Origin of the sequence: Pannonibacter sp. SL95 (assembly GCF_026672425.1) — a bacterium.
GTDB lineage: Bacteria > Pseudomonadota > Alphaproteobacteria > Rhizobiales > Stappiaceae > Pannonibacter.
In genome coordinates this window covers 1,122,216-1,143,625 of sequence record NZ_JAPPRC010000006.1, presented here as the reverse complement: position 1 = coordinate 1,143,625, position 21,410 = coordinate 1,122,216, and the positions used below count along the sequence as shown (strand labels likewise).

Annotated in this window: 18 protein-coding genes and 3 pseudogenes; 10 read left to right on the top strand and 11 right to left on the bottom strand. The window is 64.3% G+C overall.

The window, feature by feature from the left end; genetic code table 11:
- Positions 1-60: 60 nt before the first annotated feature.
- On the bottom strand, positions 61-768 hold the full coding sequence (locus OVA12_RS22220; protein ID WP_268140861.1) for a glycerophosphodiester phosphodiesterase: 708 nt from the start codon (positions 766-768) through the stop codon (positions 61-63).
- 422 nt (positions 769-1,190) lie between these two features.
- On the opposite strand from OVA12_RS22220, the gene OVA12_RS22215 reads away from it, so the two are divergent.
- The 3 genes from OVA12_RS22215 (at position 1,191) to OVA12_RS22205 (ending at position 3,020) form a co-directional block, all read left to right on the top strand.
- Positions 1,191-1,769 (top strand): YceI family protein, encoded by a 579-nt coding sequence (locus OVA12_RS22215; RefSeq protein WP_268140859.1) that lies wholly within the window; start codon positions 1,191-1,193, stop codon positions 1,767-1,769.
- A gap of 64 nt (positions 1,770-1,833) precedes the next feature.
- Positions 1,834-2,445 carry a cytochrome b gene (locus OVA12_RS22210; RefSeq protein ID WP_268140858.1) on the top strand — a complete coding sequence of 204 codons (612 nt, stop codon included), beginning with the start codon at positions 1,834-1,836 and terminating at the stop codon, positions 2,443-2,445.
- A 26-nt stretch (positions 2,446-2,471) separates the two neighbouring features.
- Positions 2,472-3,020, top strand: a complete 549-nt coding sequence (locus tag OVA12_RS22205) for a YceI family protein (protein ID WP_268140857.1) — start codon at positions 2,472-2,474, stop codon at positions 3,018-3,020.
- 186 nt (positions 3,021-3,206) lie between these two features.
- Here the strand turns inward: OVA12_RS22205 and OVA12_RS22200 are convergent, their stop codons facing one another.
- Positions 3,207-4,166: an IS110 family transposase gene (locus OVA12_RS22200; protein ID WP_268139841.1), complete on the bottom strand. Its 960-nt coding sequence runs from the start codon at positions 4,164-4,166 to the stop codon at positions 3,207-3,209.
- Between the two features lie 660 nt (positions 4,167-4,826).
- Between OVA12_RS22200 and OVA12_RS22195 the strand changes: the two genes are divergently transcribed.
- Positions 4,827-6,464, top strand: a complete 1,638-nt coding sequence (locus OVA12_RS22195; RefSeq protein WP_268140856.1) for a fumarate hydratase — start codon at positions 4,827-4,829, stop codon at positions 6,462-6,464.
- An 82-nt stretch (positions 6,465-6,546) separates the two neighbouring features.
- On the opposite strand, the gene OVA12_RS22190 is transcribed toward OVA12_RS22195, so the two are convergent.
- A complete protein-coding gene (locus tag OVA12_RS22190; protein WP_268140855.1) occupies positions 6,547-7,005 on the bottom strand; it encodes a transposase in 459 nt (152 codons plus the stop codon).
- On the opposite strand from OVA12_RS22190, the gene OVA12_RS22185 reads away from it, so the two are divergent.
- Positions 6,995-7,621, top strand: a complete 627-nt coding sequence (locus OVA12_RS22185; RefSeq protein WP_268140854.1) for a substrate-binding domain-containing protein — start codon at positions 6,995-6,997, stop codon at positions 7,619-7,621. The two genes, OVA12_RS22190 and OVA12_RS22185, sit on opposite strands and share 11 nt — an antisense overlap.
- A gap of 55 nt (positions 7,622-7,676) precedes the next feature.
- Here OVA12_RS22185 and OVA12_RS22180 read toward each other — a convergent pair whose 3' ends face one another.
- Positions 7,677-9,062 carry an MFS transporter gene (locus OVA12_RS22180; protein ID WP_268140853.1) on the bottom strand — a complete coding sequence of 462 codons (1,386 nt, stop codon included), beginning with the start codon at positions 9,060-9,062 and terminating at the stop codon, positions 7,677-7,679.
- Between the two features lie 100 nt (positions 9,063-9,162).
- On the opposite strand from OVA12_RS22180, the gene OVA12_RS22175 reads away from it, so the two are divergent.
- Entirely contained in the window at positions 9,163-10,029 is an 867-nt protein-coding gene (locus tag OVA12_RS22175; protein ID WP_268140851.1) for a LysR family transcriptional regulator, read from the top strand.
- Positions 10,030-10,047: 18 nt separating this feature from the next.
- Here OVA12_RS22175 and OVA12_RS22170 read toward each other — a convergent pair.
- Positions 10,048-10,179, bottom strand: a pseudogene (locus tag OVA12_RS22170) (DUF3363 domain-containing protein); the annotation flags it as partial.
- On the opposite strand from OVA12_RS22170, the pseudogene OVA12_RS22165 reads away from it, so the two are divergent.
- Positions 10,167-11,021 (top strand): annotated as a pseudogene (locus tag OVA12_RS22165) (FumA C-terminus/TtdB family hydratase beta subunit); the annotation flags it as partial. The pseudogenes OVA12_RS22170 and OVA12_RS22165 overlap by 13 nt on opposite strands.
- A gap of 82 nt (positions 11,022-11,103) precedes the next feature.
- On the opposite strand, the gene OVA12_RS22160 reads toward OVA12_RS22165, so the two are convergent.
- The gene (locus tag OVA12_RS22160) at positions 11,104-12,063 is read right to left on the bottom strand and encodes an IS110 family transposase (RefSeq protein WP_268140849.1); all 960 of its coding nucleotides are present in this window, start codon (positions 12,061-12,063) and stop codon (positions 11,104-11,106) included.
- A gap of 591 nt (positions 12,064-12,654) precedes the next feature.
- Between OVA12_RS22160 and OVA12_RS22155 the strand changes: the two genes are divergently transcribed.
- On the top strand, positions 12,655-13,248 hold the full coding sequence (locus OVA12_RS22155) for a L,D-transpeptidase (RefSeq protein WP_268140846.1): 594 nt from the start codon (positions 12,655-12,657) through the stop codon (positions 13,246-13,248).
- A 282-nt stretch (positions 13,249-13,530) separates the two neighbouring features.
- Here the strand turns inward: OVA12_RS22155 and OVA12_RS22150 are convergent, their stop codons facing one another.
- The gene (locus tag OVA12_RS22150; RefSeq protein WP_268140844.1) at positions 13,531-13,890 is read right to left on the bottom strand and encodes a DUF971 domain-containing protein; all 360 of its coding nucleotides are present in this window, start codon (positions 13,888-13,890) and stop codon (positions 13,531-13,533) included.
- A 160-nt stretch (positions 13,891-14,050) separates the two neighbouring features.
- On the opposite strand from OVA12_RS22150, the gene OVA12_RS22145 reads away from it, so the two are divergent.
- Entirely contained in the window at positions 14,051-15,076 is a 1,026-nt protein-coding gene (locus tag OVA12_RS22145; RefSeq protein ID WP_268140841.1) for an FkbM family methyltransferase, read from the top strand.
- A gap of 29 nt (positions 15,077-15,105) precedes the next feature.
- Here the strand turns inward: OVA12_RS22145 and OVA12_RS22140 are convergent, their stop codons facing one another.
- On the bottom strand, positions 15,106-16,557 hold the full coding sequence (locus OVA12_RS22140; protein WP_268140839.1) for a cryptochrome/photolyase family protein: 1,452 nt from the start codon (positions 16,555-16,557) through the stop codon (positions 15,106-15,108).
- Between the two features lie 244 nt (positions 16,558-16,801).
- Between OVA12_RS22140 and moaA the strand changes: the two genes are divergently transcribed.
- Positions 16,802-17,791, top strand: coding sequence for a GTP 3',8-cyclase MoaA (gene moaA / locus OVA12_RS22135; protein WP_268141485.1), 990 nt, complete (start codon positions 16,802-16,804; stop codon positions 17,789-17,791).
- Here moaA and OVA12_RS22130 read toward each other — a convergent pair whose 3' ends face one another.
- The 3 genes and pseudogenes from OVA12_RS22130 to OVA12_RS22120 form a co-directional block, all read right to left on the bottom strand.
- Positions 17,792-19,030: a multidrug effflux MFS transporter gene (locus OVA12_RS22130; protein ID WP_106754878.1), complete on the bottom strand. Its 1,239-nt coding sequence runs from the start codon at positions 19,028-19,030 to the stop codon at positions 17,792-17,794.
- Positions 19,031-19,090: 60 nt separating this feature from the next.
- Complete coding sequence (locus OVA12_RS22125; RefSeq protein ID WP_268140836.1) at positions 19,091-19,981, bottom strand: DMT family transporter; 891 nt, start codon at positions 19,979-19,981, stop codon at positions 19,091-19,093.
- Positions 19,982-20,168: 187 nt separating this feature from the next.
- A pseudogene (locus OVA12_RS22120) lies at positions 20,169-21,357 on the bottom strand (Mrp/NBP35 family ATP-binding protein).
- Between the last annotated feature and the right edge of the window lie 53 nt (positions 21,358-21,410).

Sequence of the window (21,410 nt, the reverse complement as noted above, 5' to 3'; positions counted from 1 at the left end):
CACCTTCTGACTCGACATGGTCGCCGTCGGTCTTGCGTGACCGGCGGCTCGATGCGTGTCTCAAGCGCGTACCATCAGCCGCGCTTCAACCGACCGGAACAGCTCCGCCTCATCAATATTCATCTGTTCGATGCCGCAGCGCAGCGCGTTTTCGAACACAGCTTCGCTGTCTCCCGCATAAAACATCTGCGTCACCAGCCCCGCCTCCCTGGCTTGGGCAACGCGCTCCTGCGTAACATTGCCCTCATGGAACTCAAGGATGTGCGCGCCCGCCGCAACCGCGCGTTCGACGGAACCGGTGTGCTTAAAAAGGACCATGCGCCTGAGATCCGGCACCCGGGCACGCATCTGGGCCCGGATGTCCTCGTTGAAGGAGAAGGACCAGGCCCGGTCCAGCATGCCGCGGGCAGCCAGCATGTCTCGCACCCGGGCGGGATCCGCCGCCTTGATCTCTGCATATGTGCCGATGCGCCCCTTGCAGGCATCCAGGAACACAGACAGGCGCGGCACGCGCTCACCAGCAAACGCTTGACTGAACCAGCTCCCGGCGTCGAGGGCGTCGATCTCGGCAGACGTCATGTCGGCGACCTTGCCACGGCCGTTCGTGGTGCGGTCGAGCGTTTCGTCGTGGATGACATAGAGTATGCCGTCGCGGCTAGTCTGGATGTCGAACTCGACCACATCGGCGCCAAAGGCAATTGCAGCTTCCAGCGCGGCCAGCGTGTTTTCGGGAGCGCGGAGCGAAAGACCCCGATGGCAGATCAGCACAGCTTTCCTCACAACTCGGCCCTTCGCAGCAGCAATTATAGATTGAAATTTACTTACACGCAGTTTCAGCGTGTTTTCCCGCCCCTCTCTTTCCTGCACCAGTCCGTTGATGGATTCATGACAAGCCTCCCGCCTGCACCCGACTTTCGCTTGTGCAGCGCACCAATTCGCGCTCTCACATTTGTGGCATCAACGCGTGATCGGGAGCCGCCAGACCATCAACTGTGCCGCTGAGGATGCGTATTTCCCCGCAGGTTGCCTTGAGATTTGGCCGGATTTCGTAATCAGTCCCTAGGTATGCTTCGGATCATTGTTCATCCATGATGAACAGCGCGTCAAATTGTGCCTTGCGCAATTTCGGCTACATGTAGAGGCGTCGGCATCCTCGATGCCATCCTGTTCCTCCCTTCCGGAGACCTCACATGACCCGCATTGCCGTTTCTGCCCTCGCCCTCGCCCTCTTCGCCACCCCGGCCCTCGCCGATCCGGTTGCCTATGAGTTCGACAAGAGCCACTCGAACCTGTCCTTCGCCTACAATCACCTCGGCTACTCCACCACCGATGGCCGCTTCGGTGGCTGGGACGCCAAGCTGGTTGTCGACGCCGACAAGCCGGAAGCTTCCTCGATCGAGCTGACCATCGACACCACGACGCTGGACACCTTCTTCGCTGACCGCGACAAGCACCTGAAGAGCGCCGATTTCTTCGATGTCGCCAAGTTCCCGAAGGCAACCTTCAAGAGCACCAAGGTCACCAAGACCGGTGACAAGGAGCTGGAGATCGTTGGCGACCTGACCATCAAGGACGTCACCAAGCCGGCAACCCTGAAGGTCACCGTGACCACCATGGGCGAACACCCGATGGCCAAGATGCCGGCGATCGGCTTTGCCGGAACCACCACGATCAAGCGTTCCGACTACGGCATGAACATGTATGTTCCCTATGTCGGCGACGACGTCACCATCACCCTTCACGCGGAAACGCTCGCGGCGGCCAAGTAAGGACTGACCGCGTCCGGGCCGGACGGTCCCCATCACGTCCGGCCCACCTATCGGGAGAGCCTGCATGCTGCGCAACAGTTCCAATGGCTACGGCTGGATCGCCATCGCCTTCCACTGGTCCATGGCCCTCATGATCGTCGGGATGATCGGCCTTGGCATGTACATGCACCAGCTGCCCCTCACCGACCCGGCGACCTTTGCCCTGTTCCAGCTGCACAAGTCGATCGGCTTCGTGGTGCTGGCCCTGACCGTGCTGCGCCTCGTCTGGCGTCTTGCCAACCCGAGCCCGGCCCTGCCGGCGACCATGCCGACGTGGGAAAAGGCAGCCGCGCATCTGGGCCATCTCGGGCTCTATGGCCTGCTCTTTGCCATTCCCCTCACCGGCTGGCTGATGGTTTCGGCCTCGCCCTGGAACATTCCGACCATTCTCTTCGGCGCCGTGCACATGCCGCATCTGGCCGTGCCCGAAGCACTCGGCACGAAGGCGGAGGCCGAGACCCTGTTCAAGGACCTGCACGAGCTGTTTGCCTGGCTGCTGATCCTGCTGCTGGTCGCCCATATCGGGGCTGCCCTGAAGCACCACTTCCTGGCGCGTGACGGCGTCCTCCTGCGGATGCTGCGTCCCGATCGCACCGCCCGCGAAATGACCCAGAAGACCCCTGGCACCGCTGGCTGAACGCCTCTTTCCGAAAGGACCATTTCATGCGCAAGTTCCTGCAACTGACGGCCATTGCCGTGGCGCTCACCGCCACGCCGGCCCTCGCCTCCGACTGGAAAGTCGATCCGGCCAAGAGCACCCTGGGCTTTGCCGTCGACCAGGGTGGCCAGCCCGTCGAGGCAACCTTCAAGACCTGGACGGCGGCAATCCGCTTCGATCCGGCCAATCCGGCTGATGCCAAGATCGAGGCCACCATCGAGACCGGCGGCATTGCCACGGCGAACCCGCAATTCGTCGAGATGATCCCGGGGGCCGACTGGCTCGCCGCGGCCAGCTTCCCGACCGCGACCTTCACCTCGGGTGCTGTTACCTCGAAGGGCGGCAACGCCTACCAGATGGAGGGCACGCTGACCCTGCGTGGCCAGTCCCAGCCGGTGACGCTCGATTTCACCCTCGACATCACCGGCGACAGCGCCCGCGCGGTTGGCACAGCCACTGCCAAGCGCTCCGCCTTTGGCGTCGGCGCCAGCTTCCCGCCGGCCACCGTTGGCGACGATGTCACTATCAAGCTGGACCTGACGGCCAGCCGCTGACAACACGCCGTGTCCCCGCGACGAATAGCGAAGGCCGGGCCCGCTTGTCGGACCGGCCTTCGCTTCGTTTTTGCCCCCGCCGATGTCACCCCGGCCAAGCGTCGCGCGAGCCCAGGGTGAAACGGAGAGGTGTTGCTCATATGCGGCATATGCCATTGCGTGGTGAATGCACCTTGCTCCGAGTCATCAACTCTGTTGTTGTGCGTTGTGCCTGATCCTTGCGTTCAGGATGACGATGATCTTTCGCATGAGGGCGGCGATTGCGAGGATTGGCTTCTTCCCGTTGTTGATAAGCCTTTGATAGACCTCCTTTAATGGCCCGTTTGCGCGGCTTGCGGACAAGGCGGCCATGAAGAGGGCCGGCTTGACGGTGGAGCGTCCGCCGTGCATCCGGCGATATCCCTTGAGGGTTCCGCTGTCCTTGGGATGAGGGGCGACCCCGGCGAGGCTTGCGGCCTGGCGCCGGTCCATCGTTCCCAGTTCCGGCATGGTTGCGGCGAGGGTGATGGCGGTGCGCTTGCCCACGCCCGGCAGGGAGCAGCAGACCTCGATCCGGCGGGCGAGCTGCGGCGAGGCGTCGACGAGCGCCTCGATGGCGGCGTCGATGGCCTCGATCTCGTGCAGGATCGCCCGCAGGATGACCTGGCAGGAGCGGCGGATGATCGCGATGCCAGGTCCCTCTCCGGGGATCTTTGAGCGGTTCTGCTCGGCCACCTTGAGGGCGAGAAGCTCCTGACGGCGGGCATTGAGGCTGGCGAGTGTGCTCTGGGTCTCATCGGCCGGCGTGAACAGGGCGAGTGTCTTCCAGCGCTCCTCGCCATAGCGGGCCAGAGCCTGGGCATCGATGGCGTCTGTCTTGGCAAGACGGCCGAAGGACCGGCTGAATGCCTTGACCTTAACGGTATCGGCCCGGTGGCAGGCAAGGCCTGCTGCCGTCAGTTCGCCCACCAGCAGGCGCTCGTGGCCGCCGGTCGGCTCCAACACGCACAGGCAGTCGGCCGACAGGCCTGTCAGCGCCTTGCGGATGCTGGCGGAGCGGTTGGGGAAGGTCGTGACACGGCCGGTGGCGGTGTCGAAGGCGGTGATGCTGTCCTTGGCGACATCGAAGCCGCAGACATGGGCGGGAGGCTGCTGCAGGGCGGGCATGGCCGTGCTATCCTTGACGTGCTTCGGATTGTTTGCGGGCGTGGGTGTCAGCCAGAGGCCCAATCAACTCTCCAAGCGGGAAAAGGGAAGCGTCAGGGAGCCATGATGACAGCGGGTGAAAACCCGACCCCGGGACGGTCGCCTGACGCTGAAGCTGCGGGTTAAGGGTCGCAGCTTCCCCTTTACCCTAGCACCACGGACAACAAACAACCCCGGGCGGAGCGCAGCGGAGACCCGGGGCCTACTCGTTCGCAGAGCAGCAGAGACTGGCAGGGTCGCACCACAGGCTGCGGAGATGGCGCGCGATGCCTGCCGCAACGCTGCTGCAATTACCGCATCGCTCTGGAAGCGAGTTGGCCCCGGCTCTCGCGATGCTCGGCCGGGGTGACACGGAGAGGATGTTGCTCGGGCCGGGCGCGCACGGAGGGAGGGCCCGCTTCCAGGAAATGCGTGCCATTGCATGGTGAATGCCCCCGGCCGAGATGTCACCTCGGCTCGGCGCTTCGCTGACGCTCAGCTGGGCCGGGATGACAGGGAAAAGGTTTGTTAGCGACCCGAGGCCGGACCCGCTTGGCGGGACCGGCCATTTTGCCGTAAAGAAGGCCATCCCGTTTTGAGCCGTTCCAATCACGAAGCACGGCCGCCAGGAAAGAGACCCCGATGAACGCTCCTGTCACCGCTCCGGACTATCGTCACAGCGCCATGTTCCCGCTTGGCGAGGACAAGACGACCTATCGCAAGCTGACGTCCGACCACGTCTCGACGGCCAGCTTCAACGGCAAGGAAATGCTGGTCGTCGAGCGCGAGGGGCTGCGGCTTCTGGCCGAGCAGGCCTTCATCGACATCAACCACTACCTGCGTCCCGGGCATCTCGCCCAGCTCAAGGCCATCCTCGATGACCCGGAGGCGACCGACAACGACAAGTTCGTGGCCTTCGACCTCCTGAAGAACGCCAGCATCTCGGCCGGCGGCGTCCTGCCGATGTGCCAGGACACCGGCACGGCCATCGTCATGGGCAAGAAGGGCCGCTGCGTCTGGACCGACGGCAGCGACGAGGAAGCGCTCGGCGAAGGCGCCCGCGATGCCTATTTCAAGCGCAACCTGCGCTACTCGCAGCTGGCACCGATTTCCATGTTCGAGGAGAAGAACACCTCCAACAACATGCCGGCGCAGATCGAGCTCTATTCCGAGGGCGAGAACGCCTACAAGTTCCTGTTCATGGCCAAGGGCGGTGGCTCGGCCAACAAGACCTTCCTGTTCCAGGGCACGCCGTCGCTACTGACCCACGACCGCATGATCGATTTCCTGAAGGAAAAGATCCTGACGCTCGGCACGGCCGCCTGCCCTCCGTATCACCTTGCCATCGTCATCGGCGGCACCTCGGCCGAAATGTGCCTGAAGGCGGTGAAGCTCGCCTCCGCCCGCTATCTCGACACCCTGCCGACGCAGGGCTCCGAGCTTGGCCACGCCTTCCGCGACCTTGAGATGGAAGCCGAGATCCACAAGCTGACCCAGGCGACCGGCGTCGGCGCCCAGTTCGGCGGCAAGTACTTCTGCCACGATGTGCGCGTCATCCGCCTGCCGCGCCATGGCGCGTCGCTGCCGATCGGCATCGGCGTCTCCTGCTCGGCCGACCGTCAGGCCGTCGGCAAGATCACCAAGGATGGCATCTACCTCGAGCAGCTGGAGATGCATCCGGAGAAATACATGCCGGAGATCACCGACGACCATCTCTCCGACGCCGTCGTCAAGATCGACCTGACCCGGCCGATGCCGGAGATCCTGGCCGAGCTGTCGCGTCACCCGATCAAGACCCGCCTGTCGCTGACCGGTCCGCTGATTGTCGCCCGCGATCTGGCCCACGCGAAACTCCGCGAGCGGCTGGAGGCCGGCGAGCCGCTGCCGGACTACTTCAAGAACCACCCGATCTATTACGCCGGCCCCGCCAAGACCCCGGAAGGCATGCCCTCCGGCTCCTTCGGTCCGACCACGGCCGGCCGCATGGATGCCTATGTCGACCAGTTCCAGGCCGCCGGCGGCTCCATGGTGATGCTGGCCAAGGGCAACCGTTCCCCGGCCGTCCGCCGCGCCTGCCAGGCCCATGGCGGCTTCTACCTCGGCTCCATCGGCGGCCCGGCCGCCCGTCTTGCCCAGGACTGCATCAAGAAGGTCGAGGTCGTCGCCTACCCCGAACTCGGCATGGAAGCGATCTGGAAGATCGAAGTCGAAGACTTCCCGGCCTTCATCGTCGTCGACGACAAGGGCAACGACTTCTTCAAGGAACTGAACCTGGGATGAGGTGTAGTCCTGAACTGATCAGCTGATTTCGAAGGGCCCCGCCGGGGCCCTTCGCCACTTCCAACGACCTCACCATCCGTCATCAACTCTGTTGTTGTGCGTTTTGCCTGATCCTTACGTTCAGGATGACGATGATCTTTCGCATGAGGGCGGAGATTGCGAGGATTGGCTTCTTCCCGTTGTTGATAAGCCTTTGATAGACCTCTTTTAATGGCCCGTTTGCGCGGCTTGCGGACAAGGCGGCCATGAAGAGGGCCGGCTTGACGGTGGGGCGTCCGCCATGCATCCGGCGATATCCCTTGAGGGTTCCGCTGTCCTTGGGATGAGGGGCGACCCCGGCGAGGCTTGCGGCCTGGCGCCGGTCCATCGTTCCCAGTTCCGGCATGGTTGCGGCGAGGGTGATGGCGGTGCGCTTGCCCACGCCCGGCAGGGAGCAGCAGACCTCGATCCGGCGGGCGGGCTGCGGCGAGGCGTCGACGAGCGCCTCGATGGCGGCGTCGATGGGCGCGGCGCAGGCGCGCTCTTCCCGCTTGAGCGGCACGGTGCATATCGTCGGCCCCGCTGAATACCTGTCGCTGCGGATTGCGCCGAGGCTCGCGCCGCTGACCGGCGAAGGCTTGCGGCTGCGCATCCAGACCGGGGATCGCGCGCGCATCTATGCCGCGCTCGACGAGGGCCATGCCGATCTGGCCGTCACAGCCTCGCCACCCGAAGGCAAGGCGCATGGGTTCGCGGAATTGGGGCGTGAACGCTTGCTGCCGGTGGCGGCCCCGAGCCTCGCCGAGCGGGCGAAGGCCAGAAGCGTGACGGCCGACTTCCTGTGCGGCCTGCCGTGCATCGCCTATGGCGAGACCCTGCCGCTGGTGCGCGAGTTCTTCCAGCGCGTGTTCGACAAGACTCCGGAGATGCAGGCAGCGGCAACCGCGCCGGACCTGCGCCTTCTGCTGGAAATGGCGAAGGCTGGTGCAGGCTGGACGGTGCTGCCCGACTATCTCTGCGCGGATGCAGTCAAGGCCGGCCAACTCGCCGTGCTCCCGACACAGGGCGCGACACCGGAAAACACGCTCTATCTCGCCTGGAACAAGCCGGCGTTGCGTCATCCGCGCGTGGTTTATGTACGGGACTTCCTGTTGAGGACGGGCGAGCCTCGCGTTTGACATCCGCCCCTGAACAATGGATCGCATGGACCGCTGACGCATGGCGGTGATCTCCCTACCGGCTGGAGATCCGGTTGGGCGCTTGTTTCGGACTCAGCCCGAGGAACGACAGAAGGACGCCCGATAGGAGAAGCCCGGCAGCGCTGACGAGAGACAGATACATCCCCGCTGCAAATGCAGCCGGCGTGTTGTCTCGAACGAGATAACCGCAGACCGCGACCCCCAACATTCCGCCGATTTGCCGGGCTGTATTAAGCACACCCGACGCAATGCCCGCGCGAGAGGCTTCCACCGACGACAGCGTGAGGTTCGTCATTGTTGGCACCATCAAGGCGATGCCGCTTGCCGCGATGAGCATGGGCGCGATCAATGCCGCGTAAGCGTCTGTCCAGACAGCTGGAATGAGCAGCAGATATCCAAACGCTGCAACTGATTGCCCCAAAATCATCAGCCGTCGGGCGCCCAGGCGCGTGATGAGACGGCCAGCGAGAATGTTCATCACCATCAGAACAACCGTCATGGGCAGGAACGCGAGGCCCGTCATTTGCGGAGACAGGTTCATCTGCCACTGGAAAAACAGGCTGAACACGAAGATCAGACCGTAGTAGGCGAAATTGACGAGCACGCCGCTGACGGATGCAATCGTGAACGCTCGCGTCTTGAACAGGGATAGCGGCAGCATCGGCGCCGGTTTCTTCGCCTCAATCGCGAAAAATGCTGCCGCGCTGATGATCGCGACCAGAAGCGCGGTGACAATTCTCGGGTGAGTCCAGCCGAGGTGGCCGGCGTCCATCAACGCCATCGCCAGAGCAGAGAGCGCGATGGTAGCTGTTGCCGTTCCCAACATATCAAGCGCGCGTTGCGGATTGGCGGGGCTTGGACGAGCAAAGCGGAGTGTCATCGCCAAACCGATCAACCCGATCGGCAGGTTGATGAGAAAGATGCTGCGCCAGCCGAAATGCTCGACGAGGAAACCTCCGGCGACTGGCCCGGCTGCAAGCGCAATACCGCCCGCTGCTCCCCACCAGCCTACGGCGCGGCTGCGTGCTTCCTGATCGGGAAACGCCTGCTGGATGATCGAGAGCGAATTGGGAACGAGCAGTGCTGCCCCTGCGCCCTGAACGATCCGTGCCGCTATCAATGCTGTCAGCGTTGGCGCCAATCCACAGGCGACCGATGCCAGGGTGAACAGGATGAAGCCGGCGAGAAAGATCTTGCGGGCACCGAAGCGGTCGCCGAGTGCGCCAGCCATCAGGAGCAAGGCTGCGAAGATCAAGGTGTAGGAGTTAACGACCCATTCGAGTCCGGCGACATTGGTCGAAAAACGACTGCGAAAGGCATCGAGAGCGACGTTGACGACGCTGACATCGAGGAGAACGACGACAAAGCCGATGGCTGAGCCGATCAGCGTAAGATTTGATCGTGTGGTGTTCGAAGACATGTGCGGCAATCCAGAAAACTGACTTTGCCTTGGAAATACGCTGGCCACGTCTGTGCGAAAATTCTATATTTTTGCCAGTGATGCCGGAGTTTTTGCACAGATGGCCGATTGGGAAGATATTCGTCACTTTCTTGCCCTAGCGCGTTGCGGCACGCTTTCTGGCGCAGCACGAAGCCTGAAAGTCGATCACGCCACCGTCAGTCGTCGGCTTGCGGCTCTTGAAGCCGCGCTCGACGTGAGGCTTGTTGATCGGCTGCCACGCTCCTGCCGATTGACAGCGATTGGCAATCAGGTGTTTGAGCGAGCGGCTGATATGGAGGCCGAAGCAAACGGCATCGCTCGCTTGGCAATGGCTGCCCGTGCCCCGCTTGTCGGTCGCGTCACGCTCAGCGCGCCACCGGTTCTGGTTGCCCATCTGCTAGCGCGACACCTGCCTCGTTTTCGCGCAGAGTATCCCGATATCCGACTTTCGCTCGCGGCCGAGGCCAAACAAGTCTCTCTGAGCCATCGAGAAGCCGATGTTGCTGTTCGGCTCGTACACCCGACCGAAACGGGCAACGTGGCGCGTAGGATCGGGAAGATGGACTTCGCTCTCTATGCTCACCGTGCCTATGCAAATCTGGAAAGGCCGGATCATTGGCAGTTCATCGCCTATGACCAAAGCTTCGCAGATATGCCGCAACAAGGCTGGCTGCTTGATATCGCCGGGGACCGACCTGTGGCCTGTGAACTGAACGATATAAGCGGGCACCTGATCGCCGCACGCGCGGGTGCGGGCGTCGCGGGACTTCCTTCTTTCATCGGGGATCGCGATCCTGATCTCGTTCGTCTCGAAGCGGACGCTCCGACCTTCTCGCGCGACATCTGGATTGCCGTGCATCGCGATCTCCGCAAGACGCCCGCTGTACGCGCAGTGATGGATTTCGTATCCACGATCGTCGCAGCGGAGCCGTCCCTGAAAACGTGATACGACCGTTGATGCCTGTTACAGGCCCAATCCCCTCTGTCTTCCCAACTGCCACGATACCGACCCACCTTGCACAATGCCGCTGACCTCACGGCCAAGCTGGCGATCAATCATTGGCCGCCACGGGACCATGGTGAACTCATGGCTCCGAGCTTGGCCACGCCTTCCGCGACCTTGAGATGGAAGCCGAGATCCACAAGCTGACCCAGGCGACCGGCGTCGGTGCGCAGTTCGGCGGCAAGTACTTCTGCCACGACGTCCGCGTCATCCGCCTGCCGCGCCACGGCGCGTCGCTGCCGATCGGCATCGGCGTCTCCTGCTCGGCCGACCGTCAGGCCGTCGGCAAGATCACCAAGGATGGCATCTACCTCGAGCAGCTGGAGATGCATCCGGAGAAATACATGCCGGAGATCACCGACGACCATCTCTCCGACGCCGTCGTCAAGATCGACCTGACCCGGCCGATGCCGGAGATCCTGGCCGAGCTGTCGCGTCACCCGATCAAGACCCGCCTGTCGCTGACCGGTCCGCTGATCGTCGCCCGCGATCTGGCCCACGCGAAACTCCGCGAGCGGCTGGAGGCCGGCGAGCCGCTGCCGGACTACTTCAAGAACCACCCGATCTATTACGCCGGCCCCGCCAAGACCCCGGAAGGCATGCCCTCCGGCTCCTTCGGCCCGACCACAGCCGGGCGTATGGATGCCTATGTCGACCAGTTCCAGGCTGCGGGCGGCTCCATGGTGATGCTGGCCAAGGGCAACCGTTCCCCTGCCGTCCGCCGCGCCTGCCAGGCCCATGGCGGCTTCTACCTCGGCTCCATCGGTGGCCCGGCCGCCCGTCTTGCCCAGGACTGCATCAAGAAGGTCGAGGTCGTCGCCTACCCCGAACTCGGCATGGAAGCGATCTGGAAGATCGAAGTCGAAGACTTCCCGGCCTTCATCGTCGTCGACGACAAGGGCAACGACTTCTTCAAGGAACTGAACCTGGGATGAGGTGTAGTCCTGAACTGATCAGCTGATTTCGAAGGGCCCCGCCGGGGCCCTTCGCCACTTCCAACGACCTCACCATCCGTCATCAACTCTGTTGTTGTGCGTTTTGCCTGATCCTTACGTTCAGGATGACGATGATCTTTCGCATGAGGGCGGAGATTGCGAGGATTGGCTTCTTCCCGTTGTTGATAAGCCTTTGATAGACCTCTTTTAATGGCCCGTTTGCGCGGCTTGCGGACAAGGCGGCCATGAAGAGGGCCGGCTTGACGGTGGAGCGTCCGCCATGCATCCGGCGATATCCCTTGAGGGTTCCGCTGTCCTTGGGATGAGGGGCGACCCCGGCGAGGCTTGCGGCCTGGCGCCGGTCCATCGTTCCCAGTTCCGGCATGGTTGCGGCGAGGGTGATGGCGGTGCGCTTGCCCACGCCCGGCAGGGAGCAGCAGACCTCGATCCGGCGGGCGAGCTGCGGCGAGGCGTCGACGAGCGCCTCGATGGCGGCGTCGATGGCCTCGATCTCGTGCAGGATCGCCCGCAGGATGACCTGGCAGGAGCGGCGGATGATCGCGATGCCAGGTCCCTCTCCGGGGATCTTTGAGCGGTTCTGCTCGGCCACCTTGAGGGCGAGAAGCTCCTGACGGCGGGCATTGAGGCTGGCGAGTGTGCTCTGGGTCTCATCGGCCGGCGTGACCAGGGCGAGTGTCTTCCAGCGCTCCTCGCCATAGCGGGCCAGAGCCTGGGCATCGATGGCGTCTGTCTTGGCAAGACGGCCGAAGGACCGGCTGAATGCCTTGACCTTAACGGTATCGGCCCGGTGGCAGGCAAGGCCTGCTGCCGTCAGTTCGCCCACCAGCAGGCGCTCGTGGCCGCCGGTCGGCTCCAACACGCACAGGCAGTCGGCCGACAGGCCTGTCAGCGCCTTGCGGATGCTGGCGGAGCGGTTGGGGAAGGTCGTGACACGGCCGGTGGCGGTGTCGAAGGCGGTGATGCTGTCCTTGGCGACATCGAAGCCGCAGACATGGGCGGGAGGCTGCTGCAGGGCGGGCATGGCCGTGCTATCCTTGACGTGCTTCGGATTGTTTGCGGGCGTGGGTGTCAGCCAGAGGCCCAATCAACTCTCCAAGCGGGAAAAGGGAAGCGTCAGGGAGCCATGATGACAGCGGGTGAAAACCCGACCCCGGGACGGTCGCCTGACGCTGAAGCTGCGGGTTAAGGGTCGCAGCTTCCCCTTTACCCTAGCACCTCGGACAACAAACAACCCCGGGCGAGAGCACAGCGGAGACCCGGGACCGGAGAGCCTGAGCTTATCGGCTCCCTGTTCATTGTACGATCGACACCTCTGCTCTCCGGTCCCGGCTCGGCGCTTCGCTTGGCCGGGATGACGCCGGTGACGCCGAGGTTGATGACCAACATCAAGGGCCCCGCCGGGGCCCTGCGTCGTTTTGCAGATCCTTCGGCGACGCTCCGGCTCCGCCCGACCGGCTGACACGCAAAAAGTTCTGAGCACGAGCAAGGCCGGTCAAACCCGACGTAAAACCCAATCCCCTTGCGTTAAGTTGGTAGAAAGACGCATGCTCTAGTCTGCGGCGGGATTTGGAGACAGGCGCCGGGGTGGCGCTGTGTGTGGGGAGCACTTTCAATGCGCAAGATGATCGGTCTTCTGGCCGCCGTTGCACTTGTGGCTGGCACGTCAGCGGCAGGCGCCCAGGCGGGCCGCTTCTATGATCCGGTGACCAAGCAGTGGGAAAGCTACGGACCGGGCACCGGGTCCGGCCGCTCGCCGATCGAGCGCGAGATGGTCAGCTATTCCGGCACTTATGCGCCGGGCACCATCGTTGTCGACACCAAGGAGCGCCGTCTCTACCACGTGCGCGAAGGCGGCCGGGCGATGAAGTATGGCGTTGGCGTCGGCAAGGAAGGCATGCAGTGGTCCGGCGTGCACAAGGTCACGCGCAAGGCCGAGTGGCCGGGCTGGACCCCGCCGCCGCAGATGCGCGCCCGCGAACGCGCCAAGGGCCGTATCCTGCCCGCGCATATGGTCGGCGGCATCAACAATCCGCTCGGTGCCCGCGCCATGTACATCGGCTCGACGATCTACCGCATCCACGGCACCAACCAGCCCTGGACCATTGGCTCGGCCGTGTCCTCCGGCTGCATCCGCCTTGCCAACGAGGACGTCGAGCACCTCTACGAAAACGTCGACATCGGCGCGACGGTCGTCGTCAAGCGGTAAGGTCGCAAGAGAGGGCACCAGCCCTCTCGTCCGGCCCGGTCCAAGCGGCCTGCCGAACGCGATTGCCGCACCCGGGTTCTTGCCACGGACTTGCCTACCCTTTGCGGTCATCCCCGCCTTGTGCGGGGATCCATTCTGCCTGGACGCTCTCATAGATCCCAGACCAGCCGGACCCGAGCGCTTGATCCCCGCACAAGGCGGGGATGACGTCCGAGGGAGACAAGTCACACCTGATTCCTGGTCTCCTGCCTGCGCAGGAGCGACGAGTAAAATTTCCTAGCCTCACCGATCCCGCGACAGGCCCTTGGCCTCAAGTTCCGTCAGATAGACGCCCCAGTGCTTGTCCGGATTGCGGGCGAGGTCGAGGAAATAGGGCCAGGTGTAGATGCCCGTCTGGTGCAGGTCGTCGAAATGCAGGCGGACGGCGTAGTTGCCCACGGGCTCGACGCTCAGGATCATCACGTCGCGCTTGCCCGGAACCGTGATCTTCTGCGACGGATTATGTCCCTGCACCTCGGCCGAAGGCGAGCAGACCCTGAGATATTCCGCGCTGTAGTCATGCTTCTCGCCGGTGTCGAAGGCGACCGTCAGGGTCTTCTTGTCCTTGGAGAGGCGAAGTTCGGTGGGCCAGGGCGTGGTCATGGAGAAAATCCAGAGGCAAGGGGCGGGAGTGCAGCGATGCAAAATCGCTTCAGAACCTAGTGTCTTGCGTGCACAGGTCAAGCACAGCCGCGATATCGCTTGCCAGACATGCGACGCGATATCATTAGTTGCGCACCAGATTTATGCCCGGACCTGCCAGATGCGCTTTGAATCCTTTTTCCAGAACCTTGAGGATGTCCTTCTCTGGCGCGTGCTGCGCGATGTCGAGGCCGGTTTTTACATTGACGTGGGGGCCGCCCATCCGGTGCAGGATTCCGTTTCCCTCGGCTTCTATCGCAAGGGCTGGCGCGGCTTCCATGTCGAGCCGCTGCCGGAAATGGCCGCAGCGCTCCGCGCCGCGCGTCCTGGTGACCGGGTGTTCGAAGTGGCCCTGTCCACCAGCCCGGGCAGCGTCACCTTCCACCGCATCGATGGCACCAGCGGGCTCTCGACAGGCCGGGCGGATGTCGCCGCCGCGCATGCCGCAGCCGGTCACAGTGCCGTGGCGCTGACCGTGCCGGCGCTGTCCCTGGCCGAGGTGCTGAATGCCGCCCCCGGCGAGGTGCACTGGCTGAAGATCGATGTGGAGGGCATGGAACAGGACGTGCTGGCGAGCTGGGGCACCTCGCCCGTGCGCCCGTGGGTCGTGGCCATCGAGACAACCGTCCACAGCGAGGGGTCTGTCGCCGAAAACGAGGTGGACCGGCAGCTGCAGGATCTTGGCTACACGGCGATGCAGTTTGACGGGCTCAACCGCTTCTACCTGCATCAGACCCGCCGCGAGCTGGCCGACCGGTTTGGTCTCGGTGCCAATGTGTTCGACGATTTCATCTGGTACGGCGGCGGCGCCAGCGTGGCCCTGTCGCGCCTGGCCGCCCGCGCCACTGGCCTTGCCACGCTGGCGCAGATGGTGCTGACCGGCCGGCTGCCGGAAGGGTCGGCACCGGCGGGTGCACCACGCAGCGAAGCGGAGATCCGCGCGGCCTACCGGCTTGTGCTCGGGCGCGAACCTGAGAGCCTTGCAGCGATGCAGCCGCATTTTGCCCAGCCCAACTTCTGGAGCCTTGCGCGCACCTTCGCCACCTCGGCCGAATTCGAGCTCATCGGCCAGGAGGCGCGGGACCTCGCCGCGCTGCTGGATTTCCGCATTCCGGCGGACATCGCCCGCACACAGGCGGCTGAATAGACCCATCCGGTGGCTACGCGCGGGTAAGTCTATTCGGCGGCGACGCCACCTGCCTCTTTAACGGCTTCATAGCCGGCGAGCGCTGCCGCGCGGGCGGCGGCGTGATCGACGATCGGCCGGGGATAGGTCTTGCCCAGCACGACACCAGCTGCCTTCAGCACCCGGTCCGGAGCCTCGAAGGGGGCGTGCAGGAATTCGATCGGCAGCCGCGCCAGTTCCGGGCACCAGCGCCGGACATAGGTGCCGTCCGGATCGAACTTCTGCCCCTGCCCGACGGGTGCAAAGATGCGGAAGTAAGGCGCGGCATCAGCGCCGCTGCCGGCCACCCACTGCCAGCTGGCCGAATTGTTGGCAAGGTCCGCGTCCAGCAGCGTGTCACGGAACCAGGCCTCGCCGTGCCGCCAGTCGAGCCGGAGATGCTTGATCAGGAAGGAGGCGACCAGCATGCGCACCCGGTTGTGCATGTAGCCGGTGGCCCAGAGTTCCCGCATTCCCGCATCCACCATCGGATAGCCGGTCATGCCGCGCTGCCAGGCCTTCAGGTCGGCCTCGCTCTCGCGCCAGGGATAGGCATCGAATGCTGGCTTCCAGTTCTTCGCCGGCAGGGTCGGGAAGTGGTAGAGCAAGTGATAGGCAAACTCGCGCCAGCCGATCTCGGACAGGAACTTGTCGCCGTCCTTGGCGAACGCGGGATGCATGTCGGTGTAGAGCCGGGTTGCGGCCCAGACCTGGCGCGGCGAGATCTCGCCGAAATGCAGATGCGGTGACAGGCGCGAGACATTGGGAAGGTCCGGGCGATTGCGCAACTCGCCATAGCCTTTCAGCCCCTCCTCGAGGAACGTGCCAAGCAGCGCACTGGCCCCGGCCTCGCCCGGCTGCCACAGGTCCAGCCATCCAGCTGCCCAATCGGGCTTGCTCGGCGTCAGGCCAAAGCTGTCCAGGGGCCGGCCCAGCCCGTCCGGGCTGACAAGGCGGCCACTGGCGCGCGGCAGGGGCGCCGCGACCGGCCGGGTCAGGGCCGCCCGCCAGAAGGGCGAATAGACCTTGAACGGGCCGCCGGTCTTGGTTTCCACGTCCCAGGGTTCATGCAACAGGCTGGCGTTGAAGCTGCGTACGCTGAGGCCATCGGCGCTGAACCGGGTCTTCAGGTGCTTGTCGCGGGCAATCGCATGCGGCTCGTAGCAGCGGTTCCAGTGGATCGCCGTTGCGCCGCTTTGCGCCACCGCCCGTTCCAGCGCCGTTTCGGCTGGTCCTTCCATCACCACGAGGCGTCCGCCGAGGGTGCCAAGGTCCGCATCCAGCGCCTTGAGGCTGTGGTGCAGCCACCACTGGCTCGCCCCGGTCATGGGATGGCTGTCTGCGGCCTGCTCCGGCGTTTCGACAATGTAGAGCGGCAGCACCGGGCCATTGGCAAACGCTTCGGCAAGTGCGGGGTTGTCGGCAAGGCGCAGGTCCTGGCGGAACCAGACGATGGTGGTCATGGGAGGCTCTGATTGCTGCAGGTCGGTTTGACAGTGTTCGTGCTGATACGCTTGTGCGACAGTTCAGGATCACCTGCCAGCACAGCCCTTGCCCGGCGGCAAAAATGCAATATGTTTGGTGGAACAGAACGACGTGACCCCGGGACCGACGCCCCCGGGAATGAGGGAGAGACGCATGGAGGAGATCATCCTGCCACGAGCTGTGCCGTCCTTTGCGACGCCCCAGCCGGCTGTCCGTCCCCAGATGATCGACCCCTTCGGTCGCGCCGTGTCCTATTTGCGCGTTTCGGTCACCGACCGCTGCGATTTCCGCTGCGTCTATTGCATGGCGGAAGACATGACCTTCCTGCCCAAGCGCGAGATCCTGACGCTTGAGGAACTGGACCGGCTCTGCACGGCCTTCATTGCCAAGGGCGTCGGCAAGCTTCGCCTGACCGGCGGCGAGCCGCTGGTGCGCAAGGGCATCCTTGACCTGATCCGCTCCCTCTCCCGGCATCTGAAATCCGGAGCTCTCGAGGAGCTGACGCTGACCACCAACGGCTCGCAGCTCGCCCGCTATGCCGGCGAGCTGGCGGAGGCTGGCGTCCGGCGCATCAACGTGTCCCTTGATACGCTGGATCCGGACCGCTTCCGCGCAATCACCCGCTGGGGCGATTTCGGCAAGGTCATGGACGGCATCCGCGCCGCGCAAGAGGCCGGTATTGCGGTCAAGCTCAACATGGTGGCGCTGAAGGGCGTCAACGAGGACGAGATCGTGCCCATGCTCGAGTGGGCCCATGCTGGGGGTCACGATCTCACACTGATCGAAACCATGCCCATGGGCGACATCGACGGCGACCGCACGGATCAGTACCTGCCGCTGAGCCTGGTTCGGGCCCGTCTGGCCGAACGCTTTACCTTGACGGATATCCCGTACAAGACCAGCGGCCCGGCCCGCTACATGCAGGTTGCGGAAACCGGCGGTCGCATCGGCTTCATTACGCCGATGACGCATAATTTCTGCGAAACCTGCAACCGGGTGCGCGTCACCTGCACCGGCATGCTCTACATGTGCCTTGGCCAGGACGACAGCGCCGACCTGCGCGCGGCCTTGCGCGCTTCGGAGGGCGATGAGCTGATCGCACGGGCCATCGACGAGGCCATCGGCCGCAAGCCGAAGGGGCATGATTTCATCATCGACCGGCGGACAAAAAGACCGGCCGTCGCCCGCCACATGAGCGTCACCGGCGGCTGATCAGTCGCTGCGCCGTTCCAGCATCGCGGCCGCCACCACGGCCACCAGCGTCATCACGACGCAAACTCCCATGACCGCGGCAAGCGGCCAGGTGGTTGCCGGATACATGCCATCGGACAGCAGGAACGCAACCAGCGCCGACGAGACAGCGCCCAGTCCGATCTGCATGCTGCCGACGAGGCCCGAGGCCGCGCCTGCGAGATCTGGGCGCACGCTGACAGCCCCGGCAATCGCACTCGGCAGGCAAAGCCCGTTGCCAAGTCCCACCAGCAGCATGGGCAGGAACAGCGACAGCGGATGCACCACGCCGGCGCCAAACAGCGCTGCGACCAGCACGACGGCAATGAGCGGCATCAGCGATCCGGCGGTGATCATCCGGATCACACCGATGCGCTGCGCGTAACGTCCGGACAGGCCGTTGCCGACGATGTAGCCGGCCGCGACCAGCATGAAGTATAGCCCCATGACGACGGGCGACATGCCCAGAACCGAGGCCGCGATGAAGGGAGCGCCGCCCAGGAAGGCGAAATAGACCGAGGACGTGAACATCGAGGTCGCGGCATAGGCCCAGAACAGCCGTTCGGAGCCCAGCGCCCGGTAGCTGGCGACCAGCCCGCCAAAGCCCTGCCCGCGCGTGCGGTTGTGGTGCGTCTCGTGCAGGTCGAACCAGGCAGCCACCAGAATGATCACGCCAATGGCCAGCATGAGATAGAACCCGCCCTGCCAGCCGAAGTGCCCGTCGAGCGCACCGCCGATGGCGGGGGCAAACATCGGCCCGACGGCCATGCCCATGGTGACGTAGCCGATCATGCTGGCGGCACGTTCCCGTTCGAACAGGTCGCGCACGATGGCCCGGCCGAGCACCAGCCCGGCGCAGCCGCCCATGGCCTGGATGATGCGGCCGGCGATCAGGGTGTTGATGTCGGGCGCTGCAAGGCAGATGAGCGTCCCGACCACGAACACGGCCATCCCGCCGATGACCACCGGACGGCGGCCATAGCGGTCAGACAAAGGCCCGAGGAAAATCTGCGTGACGCCCACGGCGGCCATGTACAGCGACATGGTCAGCTGCACCTGCGCTGAGGTCGTGTTGAAGGCCGCGATCATCCCTGCCAGCGACGGCAGATAGATGTTCAGCGCCAGCGGATTGACGGTCGAAATGGCGACCAGGATCGCCATTGACGGCCGCGGCAGCGGCTGGTCAGCAGGCTCTCCGGATTTCTGCATCTGCTGGTTCATGCGAATGACCTGACTGCGGGGCGCCACATGGGCTGCCCGTCCTTGTTCGGCACGCCTGGCTCAGCGCGGTTGTTCTGATCGGGCAAGCTGAGCCACGCGTCGTTCGCGCAGCACCGTGTAGATGCCGGTCGCGACCACGATGGCTGTGCCCAGCAGCGTCAGGGCATCGGGAACATCACCCCAGACAAAGTAGCCGATCATGATCGCCCAGACGATGATCGAATAGCGGAACGGCGAGACCAGCGAAATGTCACCGATGCGCATGGCAACGATCAGCAGAACATATCCGGCGAGCAGGCAGGCGGCAGCCGCGGCCAGATAGGCAAGGTCAACCAGGGTCATCGGCTCCCAGCCCTCGACGCCGACTACGCCAAAGCCGAGCAGCAGCACGCCGGCACAGGTGACCAGCGTCACGCCGAAGGTCGGCACTTCAACAGGCATCATCCGGGTCGTCAGGTCGCGCAGCACCATGAAGAGGATACCGACGAGGGCCAGGATCGACCACTGGTCAAAGCCTTCGACACCGGGGCGCACGATGATGAGGACGCCGAGAAAACCAACGCCGATGGCGGTCCAGCGCCGCCACCCGACAGGTGCGCCGAGGAAGATGGCGGCGGCACCTGTCACCATCAGCGGCAACACCTGCAGGATCGCGGTGATGTTGGCGATGGGCATGTGCATCAGCGCAATGAGATAGCACAGCGTTGCCCCCACCTCGCCCAGCGCGCGCAGGAACACCATCCAGTTCGCCAGATGGCGGAATTCGCGGTGGACGCCGGTCGCATAGGACAGGATGATGATCATGATGATCGCGATCAGGCCGCGCACCACGATGATCTGGCCGAGCTGGACCGTCTCGTAGACGATCTTGACCAATGCGTCGTTGCCGATGAAAGCAGCCATCGCCACCAGCATCGCCAAAATGGCCTTGCCATTTTCCTTGAGGTCCACGGTCGGATCCTGAAAAGGGAGAAAGCCGCCTGGGGACAGGGCAAATGGCGGCAGGAACCCCTCGCTTTTCCGCGTTTTCGCGGCGTCCGTCAACCGGGCTGAACCCGATCGACGCGGTTTCTTCAATGGATTTAGGCCGGTTTTGCGCCCGGACCGGCTGGTCCGGGCGCTTTTTCCGCAATCGGTTTCAGTCGAACACGATGGCCGGCGCCGCCCGGCGCACTTCGCCCAGCGGCCGCGACACCTCCGCCCAGACCTTTGCCGCGATGTCGCGGTAGACAGCGGCATGCGCACCATCCGGATCTGCCACGACAATCGGTGTGCCATTGTCGGAGTTGATGCGGATGTCCATGTCGAGCGGGACTTCACCCAGGAACGGAATGTCCAGCCGTTCCGCCTCGGCCCTGGCGCCGCCATGACCGAAGATGTCGTAGCGCTTGCCCGTGTCAGGGGCGACGAAATAGCTCATGTTCTCAACGATGCCGAGCACCGGCACGTCGACACGGCGGAACATGTTGAGGCCCTTGCGGGCGTCGATCAGGGCCAGATCCTGCGGCGTCGAGACGATCACGGCACCCGACAGCGGCACCTGTTGCGCCATGGTCAGCTGCGCATCACCGGTGCCCGGAGGCATGTCGACGACCAGTGCATCCAGCTCGCCCCAGGCCACTTCCCTGAGCATCTGGGTCAGCGCCGACATGACCATCGGGCCACGCCAGATCATGGGCGTGTCTTCCTCGACCATGAAGCCGATGGACATGACCTTGATGCCATGGGCTTCCAGAGGCTTCAGGATGCGGCCTTCGACCTGTTCCGGACGGCCGGACACGCCAAAGAGACGCGGCACCGAGGGGCCGTAGATGTCGGCATCCAGCACGCCGACCCTGAGGCCATTGGCCTTCATGCCCAGCGCGATGTTGGCCGTGGTGGTCGACTTGCCGACCCCGCCCTTGCCCGAGGCAACCGCGATGATATGCGCGACACCCGGCACGCCCGCCTTGGTCGGACCACCGGCCCGCTGCCCCTGAGCGGGAGCGTGCGAATGCCCATGTGAGTGCCCGTGAGAGTGCCCCTGCCCTGCCGCCGCGCGCTGCCGCGGGCCTTGCCGCCTGCGCGCTGCCCGGCTGACGTTCGGCTGTCAGGGCCACCATGGCCTTCTCAACGCCCGGAACGGCCTTCACGGCCGTCTCCGCCGCCAGGCGCAGTGGCTCGAGCGCGCGGGCGCGGTCGGCGGGAACGGTGATCGAGAAGGCCACACGGCCGTCGGAGACAAAGACATCCGACACCAGCCCCAGACTGACGAGGTTCCCGGTTCCATCAGGGCCGGAAATCCGTCCCAGCGCTTCGAGTACTGCCGCCTTGATTGCTTCGCTCATCCGACCACCGGTCCCTGTTGTCTTGCAGCCGGTCTCAACGCCAGCCTGTTGCC